This is a genomic window from Micromonospora sp. KLBMP9576 (assembly GCF_050941805.1).
Classification (GTDB): Bacteria; Actinomycetota; Actinomycetes; order Mycobacteriales; family Micromonosporaceae; genus Micromonospora.
In genome coordinates this window covers 2077211-2090900 of record NZ_CP194567.1, presented here as the reverse complement: position 1 = coordinate 2090900, position 13690 = coordinate 2077211, and the positions used below count along the sequence as shown (strand labels likewise).

10 protein-coding genes are annotated in these 13690 nt (G+C 73.1%); 7 read left to right on the top strand and 3 right to left on the bottom strand.

The window, feature by feature from the left end; translation table 11 throughout:
- Positions 1-149: 149 nt before the first annotated feature.
- Together ACQ452_RS09390 and eda are read right to left on the bottom strand one after the other, a co-directional pair.
- Complete coding sequence (locus tag ACQ452_RS09390) at positions 150-1244, bottom strand: sugar kinase (protein ID WP_433392304.1); 1095 nt, start codon at positions 1242-1244, stop codon at positions 150-152.
- A 3-nt stretch (positions 1245-1247) separates the two neighbouring features.
- Positions 1248-1913 (bottom strand): bifunctional 4-hydroxy-2-oxoglutarate aldolase/2-dehydro-3-deoxy-phosphogluconate aldolase, encoded by a 666-nt coding sequence (eda, locus tag ACQ452_RS09385; RefSeq protein ID WP_433392302.1) that lies wholly within the window; start codon positions 1911-1913, stop codon positions 1248-1250.
- Between the two features lie 54 nt (positions 1914-1967).
- Between eda and ACQ452_RS09380 the strand changes: the two genes are divergently transcribed.
- The 7 genes from ACQ452_RS09380 to ACQ452_RS09350 all read left to right on the top strand — a co-directional run bounded on the left by ACQ452_RS09380 (position 1968) and on the right by ACQ452_RS09350 (position 11721).
- Positions 1968-2744 (top strand): IclR family transcriptional regulator, encoded by a 777-nt coding sequence (locus tag ACQ452_RS09380; RefSeq protein ID WP_433392300.1) that lies wholly within the window; start codon positions 1968-1970, stop codon positions 2742-2744.
- Positions 2745-3008: 264 nt separating this feature from the next.
- Positions 3009-4556 carry a ricin-type beta-trefoil lectin domain protein gene (locus tag ACQ452_RS09375; RefSeq protein ID WP_433392298.1) on the top strand — a complete coding sequence of 516 codons (1548 nt, stop codon included), beginning with the start codon at positions 3009-3011 and terminating at the stop codon, positions 4554-4556.
- Positions 4557-4636: 80 nt separating this feature from the next.
- The gene (locus ACQ452_RS09370; protein ID WP_433392296.1) at positions 4637-5899 is read left to right on the top strand and encodes a family 16 glycosylhydrolase; all 1263 of its coding nucleotides are present in this window, start codon (positions 4637-4639) and stop codon (positions 5897-5899) included.
- A 211-nt stretch (positions 5900-6110) separates the two neighbouring features.
- On the top strand, positions 6111-6650 hold the full coding sequence (locus tag ACQ452_RS09365) for a hypothetical protein (protein ID WP_433392293.1): 540 nt from the start codon (positions 6111-6113) through the stop codon (positions 6648-6650).
- 356 nt (positions 6651-7006) lie between these two features.
- Entirely contained in the window at positions 7007-8530 is a 1524-nt protein-coding gene (locus ACQ452_RS09360) for a TROVE domain-containing protein (protein WP_433392290.1), read from the top strand.
- A gap of 163 nt (positions 8531-8693) precedes the next feature.
- Positions 8694-9593 carry a bile acid:sodium symporter family protein gene (locus ACQ452_RS09355; RefSeq protein WP_433392287.1) on the top strand — a complete coding sequence of 300 codons (900 nt, stop codon included), beginning with the start codon at positions 8694-8696 and terminating at the stop codon, positions 9591-9593.
- Between the two features lie 142 nt (positions 9594-9735).
- Positions 9736-11721, top strand: coding sequence for an ABC transporter ATP-binding protein (locus ACQ452_RS09350; RefSeq protein ID WP_433392285.1), 1986 nt, complete (start codon positions 9736-9738; stop codon positions 11719-11721).
- Between the two features lie 114 nt (positions 11722-11835).
- Here the strand turns inward: ACQ452_RS09350 and ACQ452_RS09345 are convergent, their stop codons facing one another.
- Complete coding sequence (locus tag ACQ452_RS09345; RefSeq protein WP_433394065.1) at positions 11836-13404, bottom strand: DHA2 family efflux MFS transporter permease subunit; 1569 nt, start codon at positions 13402-13404, stop codon at positions 11836-11838.
- Positions 13405-13690 lie beyond the last annotated feature (286 nt).

The window sequence follows — 13690 nt, the reverse complement described above, 5'->3', positions numbered from 1 at the left end:
TCACGCGTTGGAGCGCCGATCATGTCATTCCGCAGACGGGAATTTCAATATGTCGAAATTTCACGGGGCTGGCCGGCGGCGCGCGCGGAGGACCCTGCCGGTCAGGGGCCGCGCGCCGTGGACGTCGCGCGGGGCGGTGGCCCGCCGCCTCAGCGCTGGACGCGCGCGCCCGCGCCCCGCATGAGCGCCTCGACCTCCCGGAGGCTGGCCATCGAGGTGTCGCCGGGCGTGGTCATGGCCAGCGCGCCGTGCGCCGCGCCGTACTCGACGGCCGTGGCCAGGTCGCCCTTCTCCAGCAGCCCGTAGATCAGGCCGGAGGCGAAGCTGTCGCCGCCGCCGACCCGGTCCATGATCTCCAGGCCGGGCCGGTGGGTCGCCTCGGCGAACCGGCCGTCGGCCCAGGCGATCGCGCCCCAGTCGTTGACGGTGGCGGTGCGCACCGTACGCAGGGTGGTGGCGACGACCTTGAAGTTGTCGTACTCCCGGGTGGCCGCCTCGATCATCCGCTGGAAGTTGGCCGTCTCCAGCTCGGACAGCGAGGCGTCGGTGTCGGGCACCTCGAAGCCCAGCGAGGCGGTGAAGTCCTCCTCGTTGCCGATCATCACGTCGACGTAGCGGGCCAGCCTGCGGTTGACCTCCCGCGCGCGGGCCTGCCCGCCGACGGCCTGCCAGAGGCTGGGCCGGTAGTTGAGGTCGTACGACACGACGGTGCCGTGCCGGGCGGCGGCGGCCATGGCGGCCTCCATCGTCTCCGGGGTGGTCTCCGACAGGGCGGCGTAGATGCCGCCGGTGTGTAGCCAGCGCACCCCCAGCGTGCCGAACAGGTGGTCCCAGTCCACCTGGTCGGGCCGGAGCTGGCTGGCGGCGCTGTGGCCCCGGTCGGAGGTGCCGACGGCGCCCCGGACGCCGAAGCCGCGCTCGGTGAAGTTGAGCCCGTTGCGCGCGGCGCGTCCGACCCCGTCGTAGGGCAGCCAGGTCACCAGCGAGGTGTCCACCCCGCCCTGGAGCACGAGGTCCTCCAGCAGCCGGCCCACCTCGTTGTCGGCGAACGCGGTGACCACGGCGGTACGCAGGCCGAAGCAGCGGCGCAGGCCGCGCGCCACGTTGTACTCGCCGCCGCCCTCGAAGGCCCGGAAGGTGCGCGCCGTGCGGACCCGGCCCTCGCCCGGGTCGAGCCGCAGCATGATCTCGCCCAGGGAGACCAGGTCGTACCGGCACTCGCCGGCCGGACGGATCGACAGCACGGCTCAGGCCTCCACGGCGGGTCGGGCGGCCCGGACGGCCGCCGCGGTGCGGGCGGCGACCTCGTCCCAGCGCCCGGCGGCGATCAGGTCGGGGGCGACCATCCAGGTGCCGCCGACGGCCAGCACCGCCGGCAGGGCGAGGTAGTCCGCGAGGTTGGCGGTGTTGACCCCGCCGGTCGGGATGAACCGCACCGAGCGGTACGGCGCGGCGAGCGCCTTGATCATCGCGACCCCGCCGAGCTGCTCGGCGGGGAAGAACTTGACCGTGTCGAGCCCGGCGTCGAGGGCCAGTTGGATCTCGGTGCCGGTGGCGGCGCCCGGGAACACGGGCACGCCCAGCTCCTGGCAGCGCCGGACGACCGTCGGGGAGAACCCGGGTGCGACGACGAACCGGGCGCCGGCCCCGACGGCCAGGTCGACCTGGGCCGGGGTCAGCACGGTGCCGGCGCCGACGAGCAGGTCGGGTCGCTCGGACATGACGCGGATCGCCTCGGCGGCGGCGTCGGTGCGCAACGTCACCTCGGCGCAGCGCAGCCCGCCCCGCAGGAGCGCGTCCGCCAGCGGGGCGGCGTCGCGGGCGGCGTCGAGCACCACCACCGGCAGGATGCGGGCCGCGCCGATGGCCGCGACGACCGCCGCGCCCTGTTCAGCATTCTGTACGTCAGTCACATATGTGACCCTAGCCGTGCCGGGCGGGCTGTCAACCCCGCTACAGTGGCCGGCATGACACTGCCCGGCGGCTTCCCACCGGTGAAGTCGTCCACGCGGACGCTTGAGGTGCTCGAGGCGCTGGCCGCCTCGCCGCAGCGGCGTTCCCTGGTCGACCTGGCCCGCGCGCTGGACATCCCGAAGAGCAGCCTGCACGGCATCCTGCGCACCATGGCCGGGCGCGGCTGGGTGGAGAGCGATCCGACCGGCACCAGGTTCGGGCTCGGGGTACGCGCGCTCCAGGTCGGCGCCGCCTACCTCACCAGCGACGACACCATGGGCCTGCTCGGCGGGGTGCTCGACGACCTGTCGCGGCAGTTCGGCGAGACCGTCCACCTCGGACGCCTGGACGGCGCGCACATCGTCTACCTCGCCAAGCGCGAGTCGGTGCACCCGCTGCGCCTCTACAGCGCCATCGGCCGGCAGTTGCCGGCGCACGCCACCGCCCTGGGCAAGGCGCTGCTCGCCGAGCGCCCGGACGCGGCGCTCGACGAGCTGCTGACCTGGCCGCTGCCCGCACTCACCCCGCACACCGTCACCGACCCCGCCGCGCTGCGCGCCGAGCTCGCCGCCGTCCGCAGGCAGGGGCACGCGGTGGACCGCGAGGAGAACACCGAGGGCATCGTCTGCTTCGCCAGGGCCGTGCCCCTGGCCACGCCGGCGACCGACGCGATCAGCCTGTCCGTGCCGGTGGCCCGGCTCGGCGCCGTCGGCGAGGAGCGCATCGTGGCCGCCCTGTCCCGCGCCGCCGACCAGGTCCGGGCTGCACGCGGCCTGCTCTCCCCCGCCTGACCCGCGCGCCCCCTCGCCCCCGGGCCGACCCGGGCGGCCCCGCCGCGCCCCGGGCCACCCCCGCCACGCCCACCCGCACCCGCGCCGCCCGGTCGCCGCCACCGACGGCGGCCCGGCGACGGGGCCGGCGCCGTGCGCGGGCGTCGCGGATCGGCGCGGCGACCGAATTGGCAACCTTCTTGACAGAAACCCGACACATAGACAGACTTCACCGTGAGAGCGCTCTCTTAGCGCTCCGCCACCCCACCGCATTGGGAGGAACCCTTGTCTCGAAGACTGCGTGTGCTCGGCCCCGTCGCCGTCGCCCTGCTGCTCGTCGGCCTGACGCCCGCGGCGGGGCAGGCGAGCGACAGCGCCCCCGCCGCCCCCGGCCAGGCCGCCGCTTCCGGCGCCAGCCCCGCCCTCGTCGAGGCGATGTCCCGAGACCTCGGGCTCACCGCCGCGCAGGTCGACGAACGCCTGCGCACCGAGGCGGCGGCCCCGGTGGTGGAACGGCGCCTGCGCGCCAGGCTCGGCCCCGGCTTCGCCGGCGCGTGGATCCCGGCCGACGGGCGACGCCTCACCGTCGCCGTCACGGATGCCACCCTCGCCGCGGCCGCACGCGCCGAGGGTGCCGACGTCACGGTCGTCACCCGCAACGAGCGCACCCTCGACTCGGTCAAGCACGCCCTCGACCGACGCTCCGGCACCGCGGACCCCCGCGACATCCACGGATGGCACGTCGACGTCGCCCGCAACAGCGTGGTGCTGACGGTCCGCCCGGGCGCCGCCGCCAAGGCCGCCGCGTACGCGCGGGCCAGCGGCGTACCCGCCGACGCGATCCGGGTGGTCACCTCCCCCGACGCCCCGCGCCCGCTCCACGACATCCGCGGCGGCGACCAGTACGTGATCAACGGCAACACGCTCTGCTCGGTCGGCTTCGCGGTCGTCGGCGGCTTCGTCACCGCCGGCCACTGCGGTGGCGTCGGCAGCCCCACCCTCGGCTTCAACAACGTCTCGCAGGGCACGTTCGCCGGCTCGTCGTTCCCCGGCAACGACTACGGCTGGGTGCGTACCAACGGCTCGTGGACGCCGCAGCCGTGGGTCAACAACCACGCCGGCGGCAACGTGGCCGTGGCCGGCTCGCAGGACGCGGCCATCGGCAGTTCGGTCTGCCGCTCCGGGCGCACCACCGGCTGGCGCTGCGGGACCATCCTCGGGCGCAACGAGACCGTCAACTACCCGCAGGGTGCGGTGTCGGGCATGACCCGCAGCAACGCCTGCGCCGAGGGCGGCGACTCCGGCGGAGCCTGGGTCTCCGGCAACCAGGCCCAAGGCGTCACGTCCGGCGGCTCCGGCAACTGCACCACCGGCGGCACCACCTGGTTCCAGCCGGTCAACGAGATCCTCGGCGTCTACGGGCTGTCGCTGGTCACCACCGGCGGTGGTGGCGGCAGCCGGCTGATCAGCAACTGGAACAACCGCTGCATCGACGTGCCGAACGCCAACTTCTCCGACGGCGTCCCCCTGCGGACCTGGGCCTGCAACGACAGCAACGCGCAGACCTGGAGCTTCACCGGCGGCACCATGCGCACCCAGAACAACAAGTGCATGGACGTGGCGTGGGGCTCCACCGCCAACGGCGCGACGATCCAGATCGCCAACTGCAGCGGCAACCCGGCGCAGCAGTTCGTCCTCTCCGCCGCCGGCGACCTGGTCAACCCCCAGGCCAACAAGTGCGTCGACATCAGCGAGTGGAACAACTCCGACGGCGCCCGCCTACAGCTCTGGGAGTGCGCCGGAACCGCCAACCAGAAGTGGCGTCGCGGCTGACCCGTCGCGGGACGTACGCCGATCGAACCCCGTCCGCCGCGAGAGCCGTCGCGCCGGCGCAGTTGCCAAGGAGGTCCTGCATGTTCAGATTCCGTACCCGCCGCCGGCCGCGGTCGCTCGTCCTCGCCGCGATCGCGATCATCGGTGCCACCACGGCCCTCGCCCTGCCGGTGCGACCCGGGCCCGCCGCGGCCGCCATCGGCGGCATCACCTGGCAGGACGAGTTCAACGCCACGGCCGGCACCCCCGTCGACCAGAGCAGGTGGCGCTTCGACATCGGTGGCGGTGGCTGGGGCAACAACGAGCGCCAGTACTACACCAACAGCACGAGCAACGCGGTGCACGACGGCCAGGGCAACCTGGTGATCACCGCCCGCCGGGAGAACCCCGCCAACTACCAGTGCCACTACGGCCGCTGCGAGTACACCTCCGCCCGGCTGCTCACCGCCGCCACGTTCACCCAGGCGTACGGCCGCTTCGAGGCCCGCATCAAGATCCCGCGCGGTCAGGGCATCTGGCCGGCGTTCTGGATGCTCGGCAACGACATGGGCAGCGTGGGCTGGCCGAACGCGGGCGAGATCGACATCATGGAGAACATCGGCCGGGAGCCGAACACCGTCTACGGCACCATCCACGGTCCCGGCTACTCGGGCGGCGGCGGCATCACCGGCAGCCGCACCCTCGGCCAGCCGCTCGCCGACGCCTTCCACACCTACCGGGTGGACTGGGAGCCCAACTCCATCGTCTGGTACGTCGACGGCGTCGAGTTCCACCGGGTCGACCCGGGTCGGCTCGGCGGCAACCGCTGGGTCTTCGACCACCCGTTCTACATGCTGCTCAACGTGGCGGTGGGCGGCAACTGGCCCGGCTATCCCGACGCCTCCACCCAGTTCCCGCAGCAGATGCTCGTGGACTACGTGCGGGTGTCGGGCCACACCTCCGGCGGCGACCCGCCGACCGGCACCACCCGACTGCGGGGTGCACAGAGCGGCCGCTGCATCGACATCCCCAGCGCCAACCCGGTCGACGGGGCCAAGCTGCAGATCTGGGACTGCAACACCACCGCCGCCCAGTCCTGGACGTTCGCCTCCGACGGCACCGTCCGGGCGATGGGCAAGTGCATGGACCCGGCCTGGGCCGGCACGGCGAACGGCACCGAGGTCAACCTCGTCACCTGCAACGGCAACCCCGCGCAACGCTTCACCCTCAACGCCGCCGGTGACCTGGTCAACCTCAGCGCGAACCGCTGCGTCGACGTGCGCGAACGCAACCCCGACAACGGCGGCAAGCTGCAACTGTGGGACTGCTCCGGCGAGGCCAACCAGAAGTGGTCCCGCGCCTGAGCGGACCAGGCGGGCCGCCGGTCGTCGCCGCGCCGGCGGTGTGACCTCGTCGACCAGCCCGTCAACCGCGGTGGGGCCGCCTCGGGGCAGACAGTCCCGAGGCGGCCCCGCCGGCGGAGCAGGCGTCGCCGACCAGCCCGCCTCCGCGCCGCGCCGTCCGGCGGTCACACCCGGTCGTTTGGTGCCGGATGCGGGCGGGCAACAGGTCGCAGTGGATATCGATGGCGACCCCTGCACCGTCGAGTTCAGCCGGTCGGCGCGCAGGCTGGCCCGCAGGGCGGCCCTCACCCTGCTCGTCCTCGTGGTGGTGAGCGCCGTCGTCAGCCTGGCGCGGGGCCGGCAGTGGTGGGACATGCTGTGGTTGCTCCCCGGCTACTTCTCCGCCTTCTTCGTCTCGGCGTTCTCGGCCCGCACGCCGGCCGCCGGCCTCCGGTCACGGGTGCTGGTGCGGCTCAACCGGCAGGAGTTGGAACTCGCCGGGCCGGAGGACACGACGGTGGCCGTCGACTGGTCGAACGTCGCCCGCGCCGAGATCCACGGACGCCACACGCCGTTCCTGGTCGTCGAGCCGGTCGACCCGGGCCTGACCCGACCGCCGCTGCGGCGCTGGCAGATGGCCGGGCACGGGCAGAGCCGACCGTACGAGGTCCGGGTCCCGCTCGCGGACATGTCGCCCGGCCGGGACGTGCTGCGCCGCGAACTGGCCCGCCGGCTGCCCGGCGACGCCCCTGGCCCGCCACCCGGCGCGTGACCGCCCGCCCGAATCAAGCTTGCCGGCGTACGCGAGGTTCGCCTAGCTTGATCACGCACCTCCCGGTGCGCAGGCAACGGCTACTTCCGCTTCCAACGGGGAGACGCGGGTGCAAATCCCGTCGCCGCCGACCGGCGGTGTCGACCAGCAGCCCAGGTCACCTTCGCCGTCGCCGCTTCTGATCTCGGGAGGCGCCACCACAGCGCGCATCCGGCGCGCGGGCGACGGCTGCCTGCGTTGTCCCCCGTGGGGATCCCGCTCGACCGGGCACCCACGGGTGGGCGGTGGCCGCCCACCCCGCCTGCGGATGCCCGGTGCGGTCGCGTGCCCTTCCGCTTCACCCCACGGGATACCTGATGGCCGAGCACCACCGTAGGCGGGGCCGCGCGACGAAGGTCGTCACCGCGGAGGGAGCGCCCGGCTTCACCCGCGACACGCGCACCGAGCTGTTCCTGCTGGGCGTGTCGAACATGGTCGGTGTGGACACCTTCCACGAGGGCGCCGGCGAGCGCGACGGCCGCTTCCGTGCACTGGTCGCCACCGTCGCTGTCGCCGACCCCGACTGGTTCGCCCGCTTCGTGCGCTGGCTGCGTACGGGGGCGATGCTGCGTTCGGCGTCCGTCGTGGCCGCCCTGGAGGGGGCCCGCGCCCAGGTGGCCGCCGGCATCCCCGGCTCCCGGGCCGTCGTCGACTCCGCGTTGCAGCGCGCCGACGAGCCGGGCGAGGCCCTCGCGTACTGGCTGGGACGCCACGGCCGGACGCTGCCCAAGCCGGTCAAGCGAGGCATCGCCGACGCGGCGGTGCGGCTCTACGACGAGCGGAGCCTGCTGAAGCACGACGTCGACGGCAGCGCGGTCCGGTTCGGCGACATCATCGACCTGACCCACCCCAGGGCGCACGACGAGCGGCAGGGCGACCTCTTCCGGCACGCGTTGGACCGCCGGCACCGGCGCGACAACCCGCTGCCGCCGTCCCTGACGGTGCTGGCGGCCCGGGCCGCACTCATGGCGTTGCCGCTCGAGCGGCGCGCGCGGGTCACCGACCCGGCGGTGCTGGACGCGGCCGGCATGACCTGGGAGGCCCTCGCGGGCTGGCGGCGTAGCGCGATGGACGCCGACGCCTGGGAGGCGGTCGTCCCGACCATGGGCTACCTGGCGCTGCTGCGCAACCTGCGCAACCTCGACCGGGCCGGCGTCAGCGACGACGTCGCCGCGACGGTGGCGGCCAGGCTGACCGATCCGGGCGCGGTCGCCCGGTCGCGCGTGCTGCCGATGCGTTACCTGTCGGCTCACCACGCGGCACCGGGCCCGCGGTGGACGTACCCGTTGGAGCGGGCGTTGCGGCAGTCCCTGGCGAACGTGCCCGCCCTGGACGGGCGGACCCTGATCCTGATCGACACCTCCGGGTCGATGGCGGCCGCGTTCAGCAGGGACGGCACGCTGCGCCACTGGGACGCGGCCGCCGTGTTCGGCCTCGCGCTGGCCGCCCGCGCGCAGGAGGCCACTGTGGTGTCGTTCTCCCACGGCAGCGCGGTGTTCCCGGCCGTCGCCGGCGAGTCGCTGCTGGCGGCGGTGCGCCGGTTCAAGGACCGCCACCTCCACGGCGGCGTGACCGCGACCGAGAAGGCCGTGCGTGAGCACTACGACCGGCACGACCGGGTGGTCCTGCTCACCGACGAGCAGGCGCACCGGCACGACGCGTCGGACGTCACGGCGGCCGTGCCCGCGCGGGTGCCGGTCTACACGTGGAACCTGGCCGGGCACGGGGTCGGGCACGCCCCGACGACCGGCAACCGGCACACGTTCGGTGGCCTGTCCGACGCCGCGTTCGCGATGATCCCGCTCGTCGAGGCGGGGTCGCACGGTCAGTGGCCCTTCTGACCCGCGCCGGCGGCGTTGGTTTTCCACCGGCCGGTGCCGCGGCGGGGCCGGTTGACGACTGCCATTGACGGAGGTCTACGCAGGTTGCAAGATTCGAGCGCACGCCGTCGTGGTGTGCGGATCCGGTGATCCCTGGCGCACCGCGAGCAGGAGGCCCGCCCCCGTGAGTACCGGTCTGTCGCTCGTGCTCTTCCCGGTCGCGTTGGGCATCGTCATGCTCGGCCTCGGCCTCACCCTCACCCTGGCGGACTTCCGTCGCGTCTTCGCGTACCCACGGGCGGTCATCGTCTCCCTGGTCTGTCAGATGCTGGTCCTGCCGGCCATCTGCCTGGGCCTGGTGCTCGCGGCCGACCTGCGCCCCGAACTGGCGGTCGGGATGATGCTGCTGGCCGCCTCCCCCGGCGGCAGCACCGCCAGCCTCTACAGTCACCTGTTCAAGGGCAACGTTGCGCTCAACGTCACCCTGACCGCCATCAACTCGGTGCTCGCCCTGTTGACGTTGCCCCTGATCGTCAACCTCTCCGTCGCCGCGTTCATGGGCTCGGACAGCTCGCTCGGCCTCCAGTTCGACAAGGTGCTCCAGGTCTTCGCCCTCGTGCTCATCCCGATCACGATCGGAATGGCCGTCCGCCAGCGGCGTCCCGGGTTCGCCGTGCGCATGCAGCAACCGGTGAAGGTCCTCTCCATCGTGGTCCTCGTTGTCGTGATCATCGGCGCGGCGCTCGGCGTCAAGGACGAACTCGCCGCCACCATCGGCGCCGTCGGTCTCGTCGCCCTGCTGTTCAACCTGCTCAGCCTCGCCATCGGGTACGCGGCGCCGCGCCTGCTGCGCGTCGGGCACCGGGATGCCGTCGCGTCGTCGTTCGAGATCGGCGTCCACAACGCCACCCTGGCCATCACGATCGCGCTCAGCCCGGCCCTGCTCGACAACACCGACATCGCCATGCCGCCCGCCATCTACGGGATCCTGATGTTCTTCACCGCCGCCGCCTTCGGTGTCGTCGCCGCACGCCGGGGCAGCGCCTCGGCCGAGCCCACCCCCGAACCGACCAGGACGGGCTGAGCGGCGAATCGTCGACGGTGACCATTGGTAGCTGGTCGAGCGCTGTGGGTTAATAAGGCGGGGGCGGGGCGGTTCCGCGCCGACGTCCACGAACCGGGTCCCGACCGACGACCACGTCACCACGCAGGCAGGAGACACGCCCGTGACCGGAGCCGCCACCCGAACCGATCCGGACACCGAGGCAGACCGGCCGGTAGCGGCCCGGACGGAGTCGGTCCTGCCGGAGCTGCGCACGATGTGGTGGGAGACGGGCATGCAGGCGCGGTCCGCGGCGGGCCTGTTCGCCGTGTTCGCCGAGCTGCCCCGGCTGGTCTGGGCGGCCGTGCGGATCAGCTGGCGGGCCGACCGGCTCCGGACCTCGGTGGTGGCCGCCGCGACCCTCGGCGGCGGCGTGATGGCCGCCTTCGGGCTGCTGGCCACCCAACGGGTGCTGGTGGAGCTGTTCGCCGGGGGCCCGACCGCGGACAAGGTGGGCGCCGCGCTGCCCGCGCTCGCCGTGCTGGCGGGGGCGACCGCGTTGCGCGCCGGCCTGGGCATCGCCACCGGGTACGCGCTCAACGGCCTCTCACCGGGGGTCCGCCGGGAGGTGGGGCGCGGCCTGTTCGAGGTCTCCACGGCGGTGCGGCTGGAGGCGTTCGACGCCGACGCGTTCGCCGACGACATGGAACGGGCGTCCCGGGGCACCGAGTCGACGGTGTCGTTGGTCGAGTCGTCGATGAACCTGCTCGCCGGGCTGGCCGGCCTGCTGGCCGTGGCGGTCGCCGTCGTCGTCATCCACCCGCTGCTGCTGCTGGCGCTGCTGGTGGCGACGCTGCCCCGGGCCTGGGCGTCGCTGCGGGCCGGGCACCTGCGGTACCAGACGTACACGGCCGGATCGGTGCGGCGCCGGCGACTGTGGCTGCTGCACCGGCTGATGGCCGAACGCAACTCCGCGCCGGAGCTGCGCTCCTACGGGCTGCGCCGCTTCCTGCTGGACCAGTACGACCGGGTGATGCGGGTGGAGAGCGACATCGAACTCGCCCTCTCCCGGCGGGTCACCACGACCACCACCGTCGGGGCGGTGATCGGCGGAATCGCCACCGGCGTGGTCTACCTCCTGCTCGGGCTGCTGCTCGTCGACGGCCACATTCCGCTCGCGGCGGCGGCGACCTGCGTGGTCGCGGTCCAGTCGGCGCAGCGCTCGCTGGCCGTCGCCACCTTCCAGATCGACCGCGTCTACACCGAGGGCCAGCACTTCAGCGACTACACGGGGTTCATGGCCCGCGCCGCCGCCTACCTGCCCGGGCCGGCCACGGGTGGCGCGGACACCGTACCCGGCCCGCTGCGTGAGCTGAGCGTGCGGGACGTCAGCCTGCGCTATCCCGACCGGGAGGCGCTCGCCGTCGACGGCGTGACGTTGACGATCACGGCGGGCCAGACGGTGGCCTTCGTGGGCGAGAACGGCTCGGGCAAGACCACCCTCGCCGCGATGATCGCCACCCTCCGCGCGCCGACGGAGGGCACGATCTGCTGGAACGGCCGGCCCCTGCCCGAGTGGGACCCCGACGGGCTGCGGGCCCGCGTCGCCGTGATCACGCAGGAGTATCACAAGTGGCCGTTCACCGCCGCCACGAACATCGCCCTCGGTGACGTCGACAGTGAGGCCCGGCAGGACCGGATCGAGGCCGCGGCCACCCGCGCCGTCGCGCACGACATGATCCGGGAGCTGCCACACGGGTACGAGACGCTGCTCGACCGCACCTTCGCGAAGGGCCAGGACCTCTCCGGTGGCCAGTGGCAGCGCATCACCGCCGCCCGTGGTTTCCTGCGCGACGCCGAGCTGCTGGTCATGGACGAGCCGTCCTCCGCCCTCGACCCGCGTGCCGAGGACGCCCTCTTCCAGGCCATCCGGGACCGGCAGGGTCGGGCGACGACGATCCTCATCACCCACCGGCTCGCCAACGTCCGGCACGCCGACCGGATCTTCGTCCTGCACCACGGCGCGCTGGTCGAGGCCGGCAGCCACGCCGAACTCGTCGCCGCCCGGGGTCGGTACGCCGAGCTGTTCGCCCTCCAGGCCGCCGGCTACGACGACACCCACGGGGGGCCCGCCGCCACGCCACGGCAGCGCCCCCACGCCGAGCCCTGACGGATCGAGTGGTCTGAGGGGCGGGAGACACGGACGGCACCCCGACCAGACCGGCCCGGCGCGGCGGCGCCGGACCGTCGGGTCGCCGGGCTTCCCGGCGACCCGACAGGTGCGTCAGTGGATGACGACCGGGGTCCTCGGTTCACCGTCCTGCTGGTCGTCGAGCAGGTGCGAGGGCTCGCGCCGGCGGGACAGGAACGCGACCGGGATGAACGTGGCCAGCACCAGCGCGAACGCCACCCAGAAGGTGGTGGCGAAGGAGTTGGCCGCGTAGTCGAGGCCGCGGGAGAGGAGCGCCGGCTCGACCGGGAACTGTCGGGCCAGTTCCGGCTGCTGTTGGACGGCGATGGCGAGGCCGGCCTCGGTCAACGGCGCACCGCTCGGGTCGGTCGCCCCGGGGATCGGTCGGGAGCCGTTCAGCTCGTTGGTCAGGATCACCGACATCGTCGCGGCGCCGACGGACCCGCCGATCTGCTGGATGATGTTGACCAGGGTGGAGCCGCGGGCCACGTCGTGGGAGCTGAGGGTCTTCAGCGCCGAGGTCATGATCGGCATCATGGTGCCGCCCATGCCCAGGCCCATGACGAACAGCGAACCGCAGAGCAGCACGTACGACGTCTGCGGGTCGACCTGGGTGAAGGTGAAGAACCCCAGGGCGATGAGTGCCAGCGCGAACGGCACCGTACGGCCGACGGGCATCCGGTCGGCCAGCATCCCGGCCACCGGCATGGTCACCATCGCGCCGATCCCCTGCGGCGCCATCAGCAGGCCGGCGGCCAGCGTCGTCTCGCCCCGGATCTGCAGGAAGTAGCTCGGGAACAGCAGGCCCGCGCCCATGAACGCGATGACGAAGACGAACATGGTCACGGTCGCGATGGTGAGGCTGCGGTTGGCGAACAGCCGCAGGTCCAGCAGGGGGTGGCGGGGCCGGAAGGAGTAGCGGACGAAGGCGACGAGCAGCGCGGCGCCCACCAGCATCGGCACCCACACCTCGGTGTCGGCGAACGTGCCGGTCTCGGGCAGCGAGGAGACGCCGTAGAGGAAGAGGGCGAGCCCCGGCGAGAGCATCAGCATGCCGAGGAAGTCGAACGACTCGGAGGGCTCGGGGTTGTCCTTCGGCAGCGCGACGGCGGCGTAGGCGAGCGCGACGGCGCCGACCGGCAGGTTGATCAGGAAGATCCAGTGCCAGCTCGCGATGTCGATCAGCCAACCGCCGAGGATCGGGCCCCCGATGGGACCGAGCAGCATCGGGATGCCGAGCACGGCCATCAGCCGGCCGATCCGGTGCGGCCCGGCCGCCCGGGTCATGATCGTCATGCCCAGCGGCATGAGCATGCCGCCGCCGAGCCCCTGGAGCACGCGGTAGCCGATCAACTGCCCGATCGTGTCGGCGGTGGCGCACAGCCCCGACCCGATCGTGAACAGCGCCAGGGCCACCATGTAGAGCCGCTTGGTGCCGAACCGGTCGGCGGCCCAGCCGCTGAGCGGGATCACCGTGGCCAGCGCCAGGGTGTAGGCGGTCATCGTCCAGGCGACCTCGGCGTAGGACGCGTCGAACTCGCGTTGGAAGGTGGGCAGGGCGACGCTGACGACCGTCACGTCGAGGATCGACATGATCGCGCCGATGACGACGACCCCGGCGATCTTGAGCACCGAGGCGTCGAGCCTGTCCGAGGTCGCCATGGATTGGTGTGTCACGAAATCTCCTGAAATCCCCGTTGTAGCGCGGCCGGGCCGCGCCTCGACCTGCCGCGTCCCGGGCGGTCTCCGCAGGCAGACTAACGGCGATCACCGACATTCGGCCCCGGATTTCCCGCCGACAGGAGGCGGATACCCGTCACCGCCGAACCGCCGCCGTCCTCGGCGGAGACAGTTCCCGTTTCGTGCGGCGGCCCTCGGTACGGGGCCGGCCACCCGACGGACGGCGGTGACGCCGCCACGATCAGCGGCCTCCCAGGTTGCGCTGCTA

Excerpts from the sequence above, each read along its gene's own strand:
- ACQ452_RS09345 (WP_433394065.1), bottom strand. The coding sequence starts at position 13,404 with ATGGCGACCTCGGACAGGCTCGACGCCTCGGTGCTCAAGATCGCCGGG.
- ACQ452_RS09360 (WP_433392290.1), top strand. The coding sequence starts at position 7,007 with ATGGCCGAGCACCACCGTAGGCGGGGCCGCGCGACGAAGGTCGTCACC.
- ACQ452_RS09370 (WP_433392296.1), top strand. The coding sequence starts at position 4,637 with ATGTTCAGATTCCGTACCCGCCGCCGGCCGCGGTCGCTCGTCCTCGCC.
- ACQ452_RS09380 (WP_433392300.1), top strand. The coding sequence starts at position 1,968 with ATGACACTGCCCGGCGGCTTCCCACCGGTGAAGTCGTCCACGCGGACG.